This is a genomic window from Haloarcula sp. H-GB5, assembly GCF_054850705.1.
Window position 1 is genome coordinate 358,624 of record NZ_JBTWBG010000001.1, and the last position, 15,098, is coordinate 373,721.

Here is a 15,098-nt window from a genome sequence, read left to right on the forward strand (position 1 = left end):
CGATGCCGACAGACGATGAGGTCGTCGAGACAGCCTCGACCGCAGCCGAAGACGTTGTCTTCTCGCGATACGATGTCAGCGCGGTCGAGGACCTCGACGTGACTGTCACCTTCGAAGACGGCGTGCTGGACGTCGACGTGTACGTCAACGCGCCCGACAGTCGGCAGGGCGAGGCACAGGTCGCGGACGACGCTGCCCTCGCCGCTCGGGCCGCCGTCGACGACCTGTTCGAAGAATAGGGACCCGCACCGGAGCGGGCAGTCACTCGGTGTTCTATCGACGCCGCGAACCGTCAGTCGTGGCTATCGACGGCTGGGTCCCCGGTCCGATCGCTCGCGAACCCGGTTCGGAACGCAATCCAGCCGAGCACTGAGACGAACAGTATCGGCGGGAGAATCATGAACCCCCATAGAGGGTCCAGTCCCCAGCCAAGTAGGAGGGCCAAGTCGAACAGCCCGATAGCGAGAAACGGCGAGACAAACAAGAGGGCCCGCTTCCGGTTCATCTCGCCCGACGATTCCGACGCCGACGAGTCCTCGTCACCCGCAAGGAGATCTGCCGTCGTGCGGTCACGGGCTCCGTCGTCAGCGTGGACGCTGGACTCGGCGGTGTCATCCATACCCGTCCCTCAGAGTTCAGCAAGCAAAAAAACCGCGCTTGGTCAGTCGTCGGTGGAGAGCCGGTCAGTCAGGGGGTTATGCGTCGTTGTCGTCGTCCGCGTCTTCGGTCGCGTCGTCGTCCACAGTGGACTGCTCGTCGTCCGCATCAGCGTCATCTGAACCAGCGTCCTCGGACGCCGATTCGTCGTTAGCATCGTCACCAGGGGTCAGGTCGCTGATCTGTGCGCCCAGATCGCCCGTGAGTTCGCCGGCCTGCTTCTGCCCGATGAGCGTGTGGATCTCGCTGACGAAGTCAGGGACCTGTTCGGGGAGATCCGACGGCGGGCCGCGCTGGTCGCCTGCCTGACCGGCATCAGCGGGCGGGCCGCGGCGGTCAGCCGCCTCGGTAGCGCCGTCGGATTCGTTCTCGGCTGCGTTCGCTGTTTCGTTCGCCGCCTGCTCGGCAGCGTTGTCTGCTTGTGCGTTGTCCGCATGGTCGTCGGCCTGTGCGCCTGCTGCGCCGGGGAGTGCCGCCGCCGAGCCCGTGATGACGAGCACAGCAAGCAGGCCGCCGGCGATCGTAGTGAGTTTCATTCTGATCGTTGCCTCCGCTCGTCTCTCTGGCCCAGTGGCATATGAAGGGGGCAAGCGGAAAAGGCGAGTTAAGTCGAATTCATCCGAATTGGCCGATCTACCGCCCGTTTTAATTCGGTTTAATTCCGCTTCAGCGGGCGCTCGCCACTCCGTCGCGTCTAGACTGGACTGCTGGGCGGGATAGCTGGCGTGCGCGTCGCACGGTCGGTCCGGTCGCAATAGCGTATCCGGAGTCGGCGAAGAATAGCGGACAGGACAGACCGCTGAAACCGCCCCGGGGTAGCTTTTCATACCCGCGAATCCAACACTGGTCCATGGAACACGATGCCACGGTCGAAGGGGTCGGCGTCGGGGTCAACGAGGAGGGGGGCGGCACGCCGGTCGTCTTGCTCCGTGCACGCGAGGAGATCGTCCCCATCTTCGTCAGCAAGGATCAGGCCCAGTCGATGCAACTGGCGATTGCCGGCGAGCCCTTCGAGCGACCACTCACCCACGACCTGCTGGTCGAGATGGTGACGGAGTTCGGGGGTGCCATCGACCGGGTCCGTATCGACGACCTAGCAGACGGGACCTTCTACGGGAAGATCGACGCGGAGCAGTACACTGACGACCGGCGTAAAGACATGGTGTTCGACGCCCGCCCCTCGGACGCTATCGCGATTGCCCTCCGAGTAGATTGCCCGGTCGTGGTAACAGATGACGTTATCGATGAGGCCGGGCGCCCGCCGGAGCAGTTCGATCAAGGAGGGAGCGGAAGCGAAGACCTCGGACTGTGAGAACGCGAAACATTTCTGCGTCTGTCCGCCCTTGCTACCCTTGATGGGGTACGAATCGGTCATTTTCGACAACGACGGCGTGTTGCTGACGCTGACTGACATGGACGCACACTACGTCGGCGCACGCCGGGCCTTCGAGGAACTCGGCGTGCCGTCACCGTCGACAGCCCACGTCGAGGCGATGAGTATCGGCGTCACGGTTCCCGAACTCACCGAGGTCTGTACGCAGTACGATATCGACCCCGAGCGGTTCTTCCGGGCTCGTGACGAGGCCTTGACCGCGGTCCAGCAGGCGCTTATCCGAGCTGGCAAGAAACAGCCCTACGGAGACGTGTCCATGCTTGACCGACTGGACTGTCCGCTGGGCGTGGTGTCCTCGAACCAACGTGATACCGTCGCCTTCGCCTTCGAGCATTTCGACATCGGCCACTACTTCGATACCGTCTGGGCGCGCGAGCCGACAGTCGAGAGCCTCCGCCGGAAGAAACCGCAGCCGTACTACATCGAGCGGGCGATGGAGGACCTCGGTGTCAGCGACGCCCTGTTCGTCGGCGACAACGAATCCGACATCGAGGCAGCACACCGGGCTGGAATCGACTCGGCGTTCATCCGTCGTCCGCATCGGACCGACACCCGACTCGACGTGACACCGGACCACGACGTTTCCGGGCTCGAAGACGTAGTTCGGATCGCTGGCCGACGCAGCGGGAGCGACTGATCCGTATCCGGATCTAACGGATACACAGCCATCACGTTCTGGTACGTATACTGAAAGCAACCTTTCCCATGGCAAGTGCCGTGAAACGGTATGGAGAAGCCGGTCGGTGGAACGGATGAGAACGAACAAGCGGCACGTGACACACCGGCACAGCAGTCCCCCCCTGTGCTGTTGGAGACCCTCGCCGCACGAATGCCCGAACCGGTGGTCGTCACCGCCGCAGACGGGGAGATACAAACCGGGAACGATCACCTCTGTGACCTCCTCGACTCGGACCCGTCGGACGTGTTTGGAAGCCAGATAGCTGAGCTCTTCCCGGACCTCCGTGACATTGACCTCGGAACCCACTGCAGTCAGTCACCGGAATCACCGCTGACGTCGTCGTGTTCGGTCGGCGACACGGAACGGTGGGTCGAGATCGCCTTCGAGCCCCAGCAGTGGGACGGCGAGGAGTTGTATCTGGGAATCGTCCACGATATCACAGAGCGCCACGAGCGGACGGAGATGCTCGAGCAGTACGAGCGGATCGTCGAGACGATCGAGGACGGTATCTACACGCTCGACGAAGGGTTCACGATGCAGACGGTCAACAGCGCTGTCGAGTCGATGACCGGCTACGACAAGGACACGCTGATCGGATCGAACGCGACGCTGCTGGCAGACGAATCCGTTATCGAGGAGGCAGCGGAGATGTCGCGGCAGTTCATCGAGGGCGAGCGCGACGTCGGGACGCTGACGACGGACCTCAGAACCGCTGACGGGGACACGCTCCCCATAGAGACCAAGTTCACGACATACGACCGCAAAGACGGGAGCTACCGGCAGGTCGGCGTCGTTCGGGACATTTCGGACCGGAAGCGGTTCGAGGAGACGCTCGCGGCGCTGCACGAGTCGACCAGAAAGCTGCTGCATACGGAAACCAAGACAGCCGTAGCCGAACAGATACTCGAGACGGCCGTCGACGTGCTGGAACTCCCCGACGTGGAGATCTACCTGTTCGACCGAAGCGACAACACCCTTCGTAGCGTCGGCGATGCCGAGGCGGACCGAAGCGCGTCGATCGGGCCGGGCGAGGGCACAGTGTGGGACGTGTTCGTGCAGGACAGTACCGTCGAGATCGCCCCCGGCGAGCGCATCGACCTTGGGGCGGGACCGGTCACAGCCGACGCGAAACGGCTCTGCCTCCCGCTCGAAGACCATGGCGTGTTCTACATCGAACTGGGCGAGCAACATAGCGACGCCAGGACACGAGAGATGGTGGACCTGCTCGCCGCCAGCGCGGAAGCCGCGCTCGCGCGCGTTGACCGCGAGACGACGCTCCGCGAACGCGAGGCCGAGCGCCGCGAACAGAACCGCGAACTGCGACGGCTCAAGCAGGTCAACGCGATCATCCGTCGGATCGATCAGGTGCTCGTCGAAGCGGAGACCACCGAGGAGATTGAACAGGCGGTGTGTGATCAGTTGGCCGAATCCCAGTGGTTCTCCTTCGCCTGGATCGGCCGACAGGACGCGACGGAACTCGTTCCCAGAGCCTGGGCGGGCGACACCGCCAGCTATCTGGACGCTATCTCGCTGTCGCTTGAGCGCGAGGGCGGGCCGCCGGCCGTCCAGACTGCACAGTCCGAAGCGATGACTATCGTCCCGTCGGTGGCTGACAACCTTCGGGGCGACCACTGGCGGACGGAGGCGCTCTCCCGCGAGTTCCAGTCGGCGCTCAGCATCCCGCTCGAATACGACGACTTCGTCTACGGCGTCCTGACGGTGTACGCCGGGCAGGAAGACGGGTTCGACGAGATGCTCCAGGAAGTGTTTACCGAACTCGGTGAAACCATCGCGAACGCGATACGGGAGGTCGAGTCCCGACAGCGGCGGGCCGGCGACGGGACTGTCGAACTCGAACTGTCGCTGTCGGCCCCGCAGTCGTTCCTGACACACCTCTCAGACCGGGTCGGCGTCCCGGTCATCTGTGAGGGGGCCGTACAGCGGAGCGACGGTGCGATCCGTCTCTTCCTCGCTATCTCGGACTGTGACCCGGCTGTCGTCGAGGAACGGATGCTGTCGATGGCTCGTGTCGACACCGCACGAGCGATCTCGACCGACCAGTTGGACGGGCTTTACGAGGTCGTCGTGACGGGCCAGACCGTCGCGGAGACGCTGCTGGAACAGGGTGGGCGGTTGAAAACGATCCGAACGTCGCCGGGCGGACTCACGGTGACAGTTGTCGTCTCGGGCGAAACCGATGTCCGCCAGTTCGTCGAACAGCTCGGCGAGCGCTATGCGGATGTCACGCTGATCGCGCGCCGTGACGGCACACAGTCCAATGGCCAGCGGGACAGTACAGTCCGGTCGGCACTGGAGGAGCAACTCACCGATAGACAGCTCGAAGTACTCCAGACGGCGTATCTGAGTGGCTTCTTCGACTGGCCCCGGGAGACTACTGGCCAGGAAATCGCGTCCAGCCTGGACGTGTCACAGCCGACGGTCAACCGCCACCTCCGCGTCAGCGAGCGAAAGCTCCTCGAACTCGTGTTCGGCGATAGCTGAGACCGTCGCTATAGTGTTAGTGACTAGTCCGGCGGGCTGTATCTGTATAGCCACAATCGGCTTTTCAATCACTCATTAAGGGATAAACAGCGACGAACCATGTCCCAGGCAAAACTGGTCTACAGACCGACACCCAACGAACCGCTGAGCGAAACCATCGTCCACGCAGTAGCCGACACACTGGGTGTCGACCCCATCGACCTCGATGACCGAATCAGTGACTGTATCGACCCTGATGCCCTGGACCGGCTGTTCCGTCCCGATACGGATGGCACTCCAAGTCCTGACGGGCTAGTCGTGTTCAGTATGGCTGGCTGTCGTATCGAAGTCGAAGGGAATCGTTCGGTGCTGGTGACACCATCCCGCGACGGCTCGGCGGCAACTGGACTCGAAGCGTAACTGCGCTCTGCGTGCGGCTGTTCTGCTGGCACTCTCTATTGTGAGTAGTAGTGCCGATGACAGGGTTATTAATGTCACCTTATTTTCCTCTTCATCTCACATGCTGCCGATATTTTTCAGTAAGTAGATATTTCTTTTGCGGTAGCAATTGAAAAACTGGTACGTAAATTGGAGTAAAGTCGACCAAATACATTGTTAATAGTATACTACTAGCATCTCACACGTCAGTACCAATATAAGCGCAACTTCGCCTCTCGAATGTATGGACCGTGGACACCAACTGATCGAAACCGGCTCGCAGTCGGGCAAGAGCATCGCGGCAGCGACCAATCAATCTGAAGAAGTAGAAACACCCAAACTTCAGTTAATCGAACATTATTCCGCCGGCTGTGCCGAGGTTCGGGGTGCAAGCGTTGGGGGGCAGTCACAATGAGCGTTGAGTCGCCCCCAGTCGAGACACAGGACCTCCTCGAAGAGGTTCGGACGACCAGCCTTCCGGAACGGGTTACAGAATTGGCAGACGAGTACGAGCGGGTCTGTGGCGAGCGTGACCGGTTCCTCTGGCAGTGGATCTACTCGCTGTTCCCCGAGTTCACGCTCTCCTCTGTCCACCCGGATCACGCCGACCACGTCCGGACACAGAAGACGCTACTCACGATGTACGTCACGATTCTGGACGACATCGTCGAGAACGACGGGGACCGAGACACCTTCGAAGAGGCCCGACGACTCGTGCAGGACCCGTCGTCCGTTGACCCGAACCGTGCGGCGGTAAGCGATGACTTCTTCTCCTTTATCCAGCGTGTGTGGCGGGAGTTCGAGGGCGGCCTGACTGACGCACCGCGCGTCGACGAGTTCTACGACGTGTTCACCTACGATATGCGACAGACGCTAAACGCGATGGACTACAGCGCCGTCGTCAACGAGAACCCACGGATTGCGAACCTCAGCGGGGCCGAAACCTATGGGGCACATAACATGGTAATGTTTCCCTACGCGGCCGTTGACCTCATGTATTCGCCGGAGTTCGAACTCGCCGATTACGGCACGGTCCGGGACCTGATCTGGGACCTGCAGGAGATGGCCCGCATCGGCAACTGGCTCACCACCTGGGAACGAGAGGTGAAAGAAGGGGACTACACCGCGGGAATCGTCGTGCTGGCCCTCCAAGAGGGGTTCGTCACTCCCGAAGAACTGGAAAACCCCGACGGGAAAGCCGAACTCATCGACAAAATCAAAGCCGAGCAGTTCGAGGCTAGGTTCCGAGACCGGTGGGCCGAGATTTACCAATCCGTTCGTGATCGCAAGTTCGACACGGACAGTGTCGATCTGGACGCGCTGGTGCAGGGCATGGAAACCGTGTTTCAGTACCACGAAGCCAGCCGCGGATACAAGTAACGTCCCCCGTCCACGGGAACACTGGCGTCTAATTCTACGGAATATCAGTTGAAACGGATGCTGTGCCGTCAGTCGTCAGCGACGAGCGGTTCCTCGTCGTCGGCGACGAGGCGGTCCATCGCGTCAACCATCGCGCGCACGGACGCCCGGGTGATGTCGGAATCACTGGCCGAGACGACGACGTGGTCGTCGCCGCGTGACATCTCGATTTCGACCGTCACGAGCGCGTCCGTCCCGCCGGTGATGGCGTCGACGTGGTAGTCTTCGAGCGTTGCATCGGCGGTGTGTGACAGTGCTACCTCGGCGGCGTTCATCGCGGCGTCGACCGGCCCGGAGCCGACCGCTGCCTCCTTGCGTTCCTCGCCGTCGACCGCGAGCCGGACGCTCGCAGTCGGGGTATCGGAGCCGGAAACGGCAGTCAGGCCGCGCAGTTCGACCCGTCGGTCGCGCGCGTCGCCGGTCACCTCGTCAGCGATGGTCAACAGGTCGGCGTCGGTGACGCGCTTGCCACGGTCGCCGATCTCCTTGACGCGGCTGACGATCTCCGAGAGCTGATCATCGGTGACCTCGACGTCGTGCTCGTCGAGTGCGGCCTCGACACCGGCCCGGCCCGCGTGCTTGCCGAGCGCCAGGCGGCGTTCGCGGCCCACCTTCTCCGGCGGGTACGGCTCGTACATCGAGTCGTCCTTGAGCGTACCGTCGGTGTGGATACCGGACTCGTGGGTGAAGGCGTTCTCGCCGACAACTGCCTTGTTTGGAGCCAGCGGAATGCCGGTCCGGTTGGCGATGAGTTGGGCGAGGTCGTACACCTCGGTGAGGTCCATCGATTCGACGCCGTAACCGTGGTCGAGCGCGATGGCGACCTCTTCGAGGGCGACGTTGCCGGCACGCTCGCCAATGCCGTTTATGGTTCCATGAACGAGGTCCGCGCCCGCCGCGATAGAGACCAGCGCGTTGGTCACCGCCAGCCCCAGGTCATCGTGGGTGTGAGTGCTGACTGGACCCAGATCAGAGAGCCGTGAGACGCATTCGAGCGCGCGGTCCGGCGTCGCGTGGCCGACGGTGTCGGCCCAGCAGATGCGGTCCGCGCCGGCCTCGACGGCAGCGCCGAGCAGTTCTTCGAGGTAGTCCAGATCGGCTCGCGAGCCGTCCTCGCCGATGACCTCGACCCAAAGCCCGTGATCGACGGCGTACTCCACCAGTTCGACGGTGTTGTCGACGTTTTCGCTCTTGGAGGTGCCGACCTTCTGTTCCACGTGCTTGTCACTGGCCGGAACGACGAGGTTGATGCCGTCGACACCACAGTCGAGCGCGAGGTCGATATCGTTCTGGATACCACGACAGAAGCTGGTGACAGTGCTGTCGAGGTCGAGCCCCGCGACGCGAGAGATCGTCTCGCGCTCGCCGGGCCCGGTACAGGCGCTTCCGGCCTCGATGACATCGATACGCGCCGCATTGAGCGAGCGGGCGATATCGGCCTTGTCGTCCGGCGTCAGCGAGACGCCGGGGGCTTGCTCACCGTCGCGCAGTGTCGTGTCGAGAAACTGTACCTCACCGACATCTGAGAGCGCACGCATCGCTGGGTGCCCCTCGAACAATGTGTTCTGACTCACAGAAGATGCTCCATCACGCGCCACGAATTTCGCGGCCAGCCGCCTCGCGGCGACTTCCTCTATCCTCCGTCGGGTGTTCCGACATAGTGGTGTCTACTCTACTCTTCACGGTCTAAAAGGTGACGGAACTGACTACCACACCTCATGCCTGTCGCATTCAGGATTCCAAACGGACCGTGTCACCTTCAGAAACAGCCGACGCCGCGCCACCGGGCAACTCAATGACAGTGTCCGCGTTCGCGTAGCCGACCGAGCGCCAGGGGTGCAAGGTTTCGACGGCCTGGACCTCCTCGTCGACAAGCCAGAGTACATCGAGCGGGAACCGGACGAACAGCATATGGATGAACTGTCGGCTCGCGTGGTCAAAGGGAAAGACGAGCGCGTAGTCGTCGGGAATCGATGACCGGAACATCAACCCCCGGCCCTGTTCGAGCATCGACTCGGCGTACTCTACCTCCGTCGCGAGGGGGCGAGCCGCGCCATCGGGGTCGTGAACGAGCCGCATACCACCGCGGAAGTCGTAGGTGGGCAAAAAGGCTTCTGTCGGAACGGAGGGTTTGAGGGGGCACGGCACGGGCTACATGATATGGAGAAGGCTCCCGGGGGAACGTCCGTCGGCGTCGACGACCCGTACGACCACGTGAAGCGGTGTGACTTCGTTACCAGCGAAGGGAAGTGCCGCTGGGCGCGCGAACACGGCCATCACGACCCCGAATTCGCCAATGCCCGGAGTGCCGACGACTTTCGCTGTCCGGCGGCGATTGCGCCCGACGACACGGACGCAGACGCGGAGCCGGAGTGGGACTGGGCCGACTGCCCGCATTTCCGTTCCCGGAACCACGACCGAGAGTGTGTTCGCTGCGGACTCGAAGAGCGGCGGATGGCCCACTCCGACGAGCAGCCACTATTAGAGGAACACCACCTCTCGTACAGCGAAGGCGGTGACGAGCTATCACACGAAATAACGGTCTTTCTCTGTCGGTGGTGTCACGCGAAGATCCACCAGTCGTGGGCGCGGCTCGACGACGACGTGAATCCGGACCCGGAAGCCATCGCACAGCGGGAGCAGCGCCGCTCTAAGGAGCAATCCGAACTGGGCTTCGAATCGGCGGCCGACCGCTACGACGACTCGTAGGCGTGCTGAATATCTTATTTGATAATTACTGCCGCACAGATAAGTAGGCACGTCGTAACCAGTTACTAAAGTGACCTCTCCGGCGCTCACGAAACAGTCGCTGGGGACGGGATATGTCGTCGCGACGGGCGTCGTGATTTCCGGCGCATTACTCGCCCACGGCATGTCTCTCGTCCGGCCGTCCCCGATAGACGTGGTCATCCTCGCCGTGGGGTTGACACCGGCGCTAGCCTTGGTAGCGGCGAACTACTGGCTCCCGGTGAGTGGACTGTCCGGCGACCAGATATGGACCGCCGCGGAGTGGTGTGGACTCGGTATCGCACTGTTTACGCTCATCAAAATCGTCGTGTTGCTCGCCCCGGTACCGCAGTCCTCGATGGTCCCGTCGATACTCGCAAGCGGGGTTGCGGTCGGCGGGTTCGGCGGCGTTTTGTTCGGGTGGCTGCTCGAACTCCGGCGGTCCCGACGCCGACTCGCCCAGAGCAACGAGGTGTTGTTTCGGGTGCTTCGACACGACCTCCGGAACGATCTCAACGTCGCGCTCGGCCACCTCGGCGAACTGCAGCGGGAAACGGCAGAGCGTGATGACCCCAAGTTGCGTGCACACGTCGAGCAGTTGAACGATACCATCGACGATATCATCGACACTACGGAGAAGGCGAGACAGATAGAGTTCGCGTTCGATGCGGACCGTCGCGCACAGCAACCGATCGACCTCGTGCCATGCGTCAGGGAACAAGCGAAAAAGATCACACAATCGTATCCGGAGACAACTGTTGATCTCGATCTCCCGGACCAGTCGAAAGTGTATGCCGACTGGATGCTCGACGTGGTGTTACAGAACGTCATCGAGAACGGGGTCGTCCACTGTGAGGCAACCCCGACGCTGTATGTCTCCGTTGAGGAGCACGGCCGAACCGTGTTCGTGCATATCGGCGATAACTGTCCGTCGATTCCACAGCACGAACAGGAGGTCCTCGACAGCGGCGCGGAGACGCAACTGCGCCACTCAAAGGGTGTCGGGCTGTGGCTGACGACGTGGATCGTCGAGAGTTACGGCGGGGCGGTACACCTCACGACCTCGGACGACGGCAATGTCGTGACGTTAGAACTGTGTGGCCCAACAGTGATCGACGAGATTCGCCAAACCCTTCGAGAGTGGCCCTGAAGCCGGACACGAAGCCATCCGTCGACCGCATCAGGAGATATATACGCCTTCGTAGCCTTCGCGTCAGTAATGACCCGAATCGACGTTATCGACAATCACGGACAGTTCACACATCTGGAGCAACGCGCACTCCGTGACATGGGTGTCGACGTCTCGCTCAGGGACAACACGACACCCCCGGAGGAAATCGACGCCGACGGCATCGTCCTATCGGGCGGCCCGGACATGGACGATATCGGGAACTGCCCCGAGTACCTCGACCTCGACGTTCCCGTACTCGGTATCTGTCTGGGGATGCAACTCATCGCCGACGAACTCGGCGGCCGGGTCGGCGGCGGCGAGTACGGCGGCTACGCGGACGTGACGGTCGACATCCTCGACGAGGACGACCCGCTTCTGGGCTCGCTGTATCCCGAAACGCGCGTGTGGGCCAGCCACGCCGACGAAGTGAAGGAAGTACCACCCGGATTCGAGCGGACCGCGACCTCCGACGTCTGTGGCGTCGAGGCGATGAGCAACACGGACGAATCGATATACGGCGTCCAGTGGCATCCGGAGGTCGCCCACACTGAAGAGGGCGAGGAAGTGTTCGAGAACTTCCTGTCGGTCTGTGACAAGCAGTCTGTCGCTCGCCAGTAACCGTCGGGGAAGAATGTAACTGGTTTTATATTCGCTCGTAGGGTGTGATACAAAAATGACGGCGACACAGGGCAATCTTGCTAGCCTTTCGCGATTTATTTTCAGGGCTCCGACCTGGTATACGAGCCTAGCCTTCGCGCTGGTCATCGCCGCGATGACTGGCATTGTTGCGTTTGATTCACGATTCATTCTCGATGACGCCTGGCAGGGCGTGTTTCTCATCGGTCTGCCGACCTCAATCGCCAGTGCCGTGACGCCGTGGGTCGACCGGCAGTTGGGCGGACAACTCACCCCGAACCGGGCTACCCTGCTTGCAGTCATCTGTGAGCTCATCACTATTGCGATGCTGACCGTGGCCGGCCTCATCGCCATCGTTACCGTCCGCCTCGGGCAGAACTTCGTCTTCGACGTATTGTTAGTCGCGCTGGCGTCGATATTCGCCTTCCGGCTGCTGATACTGATGGCTGTCTCGCGGCATTCACTCCTGAAAGCGGCGATTCCTGCAAGTGTCCAGACAGTCACTGCCGCCGTGTTGCTGGCGATATACAGCGGGGCAACCGCGTTCATCCTTGATAACCCGATGCTCCGGGAGTACCTTTCCCGCCCGGAGGAGGTTCCGCCACAGGTACAGGGGTTTATTCCACAGGATTTCATCATTCTCGCGGTTATCTGTGTCATCTACGCGCTGGCGGTCTGGCTGTTCCTCGTCGTCATCGACCAACCGTGGCGCTCCTCGCTCGGCGTTTCCGCGCTGGATTTCCTCCGTGGTTTCATCGGGCACATCGCCGAAGGCACGCGAGAACTGGAGGAGTTCTTCGAGGACATCGGCGAAGAAGCCGTCGTCCCGGTCACCGTATTGTCGGTCCGCCGGCCGGGCGGCGAGGAGAAAGCCCGATTCGTCCTGCCGATGATTCACCCCGGCCCGATGGGCGAAATCGGCGGTGGGAACCTCCCCAGACGCGTCGCCGAGTCGGCTGAGGGTCTGGCCTTCCCACCACACGCGACCGCCGGCCACGACTTCAACCTCGTCACGGAACGGGAGGTCGACACCATCCTGTCGACGGCCAAGACAGCGTACCAGAACCTCGAATACGACGACCAGGCGACGGCAGGGACTCGCGTCACCGAAGGGGAAGCCACGCTGACCGGCCAGGCATTCGGCGACGACGCACTCGTCGTGAACACGTACGCGCCGGGCTGTGCCGACGACGTTGAGTACGCCGTCGGACTCTCGGCGATGTCGGAAGCGCGGGCCGACGGGCTCAACGACGTGCTTCTGGTCGACGCGCACAACTGCAACGACGGACTCGAAGGTGATGACCTCGGCCACGTCGTGCCCGGCAGTCAGCGGTCCTTCGATATGCTCCACGGAGCCGGACAGCTTGGAAGCCTGCTCACGGACGCCGAAACTGGCAGACTCAGCTGTGGCGTCGCCTGGGACGAAACCCCCTGGGAACCCAAAGAGGGCATCGGCCCGCTCGGGATCCGCGTCTGTGTCTTCGAGGTCAACGACCAGCGAACGGCGTACGTACTCATCGACGGCAACAACATGGAGCCGGGCCTCCGCCAGCGCATCATCGACGCCACCGAAGGCGTGGATATGGTGGAGGTAATGACCAGTGACACTCATATCGTCAATACTGTCGAGGCCGAGAACCAGGTCGGACAGGCGATCCCCGAGAAGGAGATCGTTGCGCTCATCGGCGACCTCGTCGACAGAGCTGTCGCCGACCTCGAACCCGTCGAGGCCGGGATGGCGAGCGAACAGGCGACCGTGACGGTGTTCGGCAACGACCGGACCGAGACGCTGGCCTCGACTGCCAACGCGATGGTCTCGATGGGTGGCGCGCTGGCTGGTGCGTTTATTCTCGTCGTAATGACGATCAGCGTATTGATTTTCCTGCTGACCTGACGGCTCGACCGGATACGATCCGCTTCTGTAACACTGCCGACTCGCTACGCTCGTCGGTTCTGTTACAGAGAACGCCGAGGAGGAGATTTGAACTCCTGAGTCCGTGAGGACAGTTGCTCTCGAAGCAACCGCCTTGGCCAGGCTAGGCTACCTCGGCTCACCCATCAGTACCGCCGTTTGCTCTTTAGGGGTTTCGATTTCGGACTCGACACCCCTTTATCGAACCCGTAACATGACAGGCTATGGACGCTACCGAGGCAAGCGAAGTGTCGAGTCAGATCCTCGACGAGATCGGGAGTGCCGTCATCGCTGACCGTGGCTTCTTCGAGACGGTGCTGCTGGGAGTCGTCGCGAAGGGCCACGTCCTGCTTGAGGACGTGCCCGGCACGGGAAAGACGCTGACCGCCCGCAGCGTCGCGACCGCGCTGGGACTGTCGTTCTCCCGTATCCAGTTCACGCCGGACCTCCTGCCGGCCGATATCACTGGGACACACATCTTCAACGAGGAATCCCGGAGCTTCGAATTCACTGAGGGGCCGGTGTTTGCCAACGTCCTGTTGGCCGACGAGATCAACCGCGCACCGCCAAAGACCCAGTCCGCGCTGCTCGAAGCGATGGAAGAGGGACAGGTCACTGTCGACGGGGACACGTACGACCTGCCCGAACCGTTCTTCGTCATCGCCACGCAGAACCCAGTCGACATGGAGGGGACCTTCGAGTTACCAGAGGCGCAGGTCGACCGGTTCCTGGCAAAGACATCACTCGGCTATCCTGACGACGAAGGCGAGGTCGAACTCCTCCGGCGGCGTGCCGGCCGGACGACACAGAGTCCAACGGTGAAACCGATACTCGACGCGGAATCAGTCAAAGAACTCCGGAGCGTACCGGAGACGGTTACCGTCGACGACGACCTGCTGCAGTACATGGCTGACCTCGTCCGGGCGACTAGGGACGACTACCGCGTGGACGTCGGGGTCTCACCGCGCGGGACCCAGCGACTGTTCGAGGCGACGCGAGCGATGGCGACGATTGCTGGTCGGGAGTACGTTGCGCCGGACGACATCAAGCGGGTCGCACAGCCGGTGCTGGCCCACAGGCTGGTGTTGACACCTGATGCCCGCGTCGAGCAAGTCGACAAGGGAACAGTCATCCAGAGTGTGCTCGACGAGGTCCCCGTTCCGACGGTCTAACCCCACGTCCAGTGGGCGTCCAGCGCGTATCGGTACACGCCGGTGATGACGATAGCCCCACCATTGCCGACTAGCGGCACGACGCCACCCCAGGTGACAAAGGCATAGAGGAGGCCTAACTGGAGCGGGATCGCCGTCCCACGAACGAGATTTGTCTTCCCTAACCCGACTACGTACTCCCGGAAATCCGAATGCTGTGACCGGTGGAACGTCCAGGCGTTGTTGAGGACGTACTGGAGCAAAATCGTACACTCAATTGCGATAGCGGCTGCGAAAATGTAATTCAGGCCACCGATATCGTTGAACAACCATAGTAGCGCTTGCTGAATCGACGCGGCAAACACACCGACGAGGAAAAACCGGATGAGTTGCTGTCGCCGGGCCGGTGTGACGACAGCGGACGCCATACAGCC

16 protein-coding genes and 1 tRNA gene are annotated in these 15,098 nt (G+C 62.0%); 11 read left to right on the plus strand and 6 right to left on the minus strand.

Annotation, left to right across the window (positions count from 1 at the left end):
• The first annotated feature begins 2 nt into the window (after positions 1 to 2).
• The gene (locus ACYJ11_RS01960; protein ID WP_461646528.1) at positions 3 to 239 is read left to right on the plus strand and encodes a DUF3194 domain-containing protein; all 237 of its coding nucleotides are present in this window, start codon (positions 3 to 5) and stop codon (positions 237 to 239) included.
• A gap of 53 nt (positions 240 to 292) precedes the next feature.
• Here the strand turns inward: ACYJ11_RS01960 and ACYJ11_RS01965 are convergent, their stop codons facing one another.
• Both ACYJ11_RS01965 and ACYJ11_RS01970 read right to left on the minus strand, forming a co-directional pair.
• Positions 293 to 619, minus strand: a complete 327-nt coding sequence (locus ACYJ11_RS01965) for a hypothetical protein (protein ID WP_170097329.1) — start codon at positions 617 to 619, stop codon at positions 293 to 295.
• A gap of 76 nt (positions 620 to 695) precedes the next feature.
• Positions 696 to 1,193 carry a hypothetical protein gene (locus ACYJ11_RS01970; RefSeq protein WP_461646529.1) on the minus strand — a complete coding sequence of 166 codons (498 nt, stop codon included), beginning with the start codon at positions 1,191 to 1,193 and terminating at the stop codon, positions 696 to 698.
• Between the two features lie 314 nt (positions 1,194 to 1,507).
• Here ACYJ11_RS01970 and ACYJ11_RS01975 point away from each other — a divergent pair, with 314 nt between their 5' ends.
• From ACYJ11_RS01975 to ACYJ11_RS01995, 5 genes are all read left to right on the plus strand, one after another.
• A complete protein-coding gene (locus tag ACYJ11_RS01975; protein ID WP_170097327.1) occupies positions 1,508 to 1,969 on the plus strand; it encodes a bifunctional nuclease family protein in 462 nt (153 codons plus the stop codon).
• Positions 1,970 to 2,012: 43 nt separating this feature from the next.
• The gene (locus ACYJ11_RS01980; RefSeq protein WP_188974445.1) at positions 2,013 to 2,687 is read left to right on the plus strand and encodes an HAD family hydrolase; all 675 of its coding nucleotides are present in this window, start codon (positions 2,013 to 2,015) and stop codon (positions 2,685 to 2,687) included.
• Between the two features lie 90 nt (positions 2,688 to 2,777).
• Positions 2,778 to 5,231: a bacterio-opsin activator domain-containing protein gene (locus tag ACYJ11_RS01985; RefSeq protein ID WP_461646530.1), complete on the plus strand. Its 2,454-nt coding sequence runs from the start codon at positions 2,778 to 2,780 to the stop codon at positions 5,229 to 5,231.
• A 99-nt stretch (positions 5,232 to 5,330) separates the two neighbouring features.
• Complete coding sequence (locus ACYJ11_RS01990) at positions 5,331 to 5,630, plus strand: HalOD1 output domain-containing protein (protein ID WP_188974447.1); 300 nt, start codon at positions 5,331 to 5,333, stop codon at positions 5,628 to 5,630.
• 429 nt (positions 5,631 to 6,059) lie between these two features.
• Positions 6,060 to 7,028 (plus strand): terpene synthase family protein, encoded by a 969-nt coding sequence (locus ACYJ11_RS01995; RefSeq protein WP_461646531.1) that lies wholly within the window; start codon positions 6,060 to 6,062, stop codon positions 7,026 to 7,028.
• Between the two features lie 68 nt (positions 7,029 to 7,096).
• On the opposite strand, the gene ACYJ11_RS02000 is transcribed toward ACYJ11_RS01995, so the two are convergent.
• Positions 7,097 to 8,605: a (R)-citramalate synthase gene (locus tag ACYJ11_RS02000; RefSeq protein WP_188976091.1), complete on the minus strand. Its 1,509-nt coding sequence runs from the start codon at positions 8,603 to 8,605 to the stop codon at positions 7,097 to 7,099.
• Positions 8,606 to 8,798: 193 nt separating this feature from the next.
• On the minus strand, positions 8,799 to 9,146 hold the full coding sequence (locus ACYJ11_RS02005) for a DUF192 domain-containing protein (RefSeq protein WP_461646532.1): 348 nt from the start codon (positions 9,144 to 9,146) through the stop codon (positions 8,799 to 8,801).
• Between the two features lie 81 nt (positions 9,147 to 9,227).
• Here ACYJ11_RS02005 and ACYJ11_RS02010 point away from each other — a divergent pair, with 81 nt between their 5' ends.
• The 4 genes from ACYJ11_RS02010 (at position 9,228) to ACYJ11_RS02025 (ending at position 13,495) form a co-directional block, all read left to right on the plus strand.
• Positions 9,228 to 9,776, plus strand: coding sequence for a DUF7097 family protein (locus ACYJ11_RS02010; RefSeq protein ID WP_461646533.1), 549 nt, complete (start codon positions 9,228 to 9,230; stop codon positions 9,774 to 9,776).
• Between the two features lie 70 nt (positions 9,777 to 9,846).
• Positions 9,847 to 10,944, plus strand: a complete 1,098-nt coding sequence (locus tag ACYJ11_RS02015) for an ATP-binding protein (protein ID WP_461646534.1) — start codon at positions 9,847 to 9,849, stop codon at positions 10,942 to 10,944.
• Between the two features lie 69 nt (positions 10,945 to 11,013).
• Complete coding sequence (locus ACYJ11_RS02020; RefSeq protein WP_170097319.1) at positions 11,014 to 11,583, plus strand: GMP synthase subunit A; 570 nt, start codon at positions 11,014 to 11,016, stop codon at positions 11,581 to 11,583.
• Positions 11,584 to 11,638: 55 nt separating this feature from the next.
• Positions 11,639 to 13,495, plus strand: coding sequence for a DUF2070 family protein (locus tag ACYJ11_RS02025; protein ID WP_461646535.1), 1,857 nt, complete (start codon positions 11,639 to 11,641; stop codon positions 13,493 to 13,495).
• Positions 13,496 to 13,567: 72 nt separating this feature from the next.
• Here the strand turns inward: ACYJ11_RS02025 and ACYJ11_RS02030 are convergent.
• Positions 13,568 to 13,652: transfer RNA gene (locus tag ACYJ11_RS02030), tRNA-Ser, on the minus strand.
• 85 nt (positions 13,653 to 13,737) lie between these two features.
• On the opposite strand from ACYJ11_RS02030, the gene ACYJ11_RS02035 reads away from it, so the two are divergent.
• Complete coding sequence (locus tag ACYJ11_RS02035) at positions 13,738 to 14,685, plus strand: AAA family ATPase (RefSeq protein ID WP_004591469.1); 948 nt, start codon at positions 13,738 to 13,740, stop codon at positions 14,683 to 14,685.
• Here the strand turns inward: ACYJ11_RS02035 and ACYJ11_RS02040 are convergent.
• Positions 14,682 to 15,092: a GtrA family protein gene (locus tag ACYJ11_RS02040; protein WP_188974454.1), complete on the minus strand. Its 411-nt coding sequence runs from the start codon at positions 15,090 to 15,092 to the stop codon at positions 14,682 to 14,684. The two genes, ACYJ11_RS02035 and ACYJ11_RS02040, sit on opposite strands and share 4 nt — an antisense overlap.
• Between the last annotated feature and the right edge of the window lie 6 nt (positions 15,093 to 15,098).

Coding starts and splice junctions, on each gene's coding strand:
- ACYJ11_RS01960 (WP_461646528.1), top strand. CDS start 3: ATGCCGACAGACGATGAGGTCGTCGAGACAGCCTCGACCGCAGCCGAA.
- ACYJ11_RS01965 (WP_170097329.1), bottom strand. CDS start 619: ATGGATGACACCGCCGAGTCCAGCGTCCACGCTGACGACGGAGCCCGT.
- ACYJ11_RS01970 (WP_461646529.1), bottom strand. CDS start 1,193: ATGAAACTCACTACGATCGCCGGCGGCCTGCTTGCTGTGCTCGTCATC.
- ACYJ11_RS01975 (WP_170097327.1), top strand. CDS start 1,508: ATGGAACACGATGCCACGGTCGAAGGGGTCGGCGTCGGGGTCAACGAG.
- ACYJ11_RS01980 (WP_188974445.1), top strand. CDS start 2,013: ATGGGGTACGAATCGGTCATTTTCGACAACGACGGCGTGTTGCTGACG.
- ACYJ11_RS01985 (WP_461646530.1), top strand. CDS start 2,778: ATGGAGAAGCCGGTCGGTGGAACGGATGAGAACGAACAAGCGGCACGT.
- ACYJ11_RS01990 (WP_188974447.1), top strand. CDS start 5,331: ATGTCCCAGGCAAAACTGGTCTACAGACCGACACCCAACGAACCGCTG.
- ACYJ11_RS01995 (WP_461646531.1), top strand. CDS start 6,060: ATGAGCGTTGAGTCGCCCCCAGTCGAGACACAGGACCTCCTCGAAGAG.
- ACYJ11_RS02000 (WP_188976091.1), bottom strand. CDS start 8,605: ATGCGTGCGCTCTCAGATGTCGGTGAGGTACAGTTTCTCGACACGACA.
- ACYJ11_RS02005 (WP_461646532.1), bottom strand. CDS start 9,146: ATGCGGCTCGTTCACGACCCCGATGGCGCGGCTCGCCCCCTCGCGACG.
- ACYJ11_RS02010 (WP_461646533.1), top strand. CDS start 9,228: ATGGAGAAGGCTCCCGGGGGAACGTCCGTCGGCGTCGACGACCCGTAC.
- ACYJ11_RS02020 (WP_170097319.1), top strand. CDS start 11,014: ATGACCCGAATCGACGTTATCGACAATCACGGACAGTTCACACATCTG.
- ACYJ11_RS02025 (WP_461646535.1), top strand. CDS start 11,639: ATGACGGCGACACAGGGCAATCTTGCTAGCCTTTCGCGATTTATTTTC.
- ACYJ11_RS02035 (WP_004591469.1), top strand. CDS start 13,738: ATGGACGCTACCGAGGCAAGCGAAGTGTCGAGTCAGATCCTCGACGAG.
- ACYJ11_RS02040 (WP_188974454.1), bottom strand. CDS start 15,092: ATGGCGTCCGCTGTCGTCACACCGGCCCGGCGACAGCAACTCATCCGG.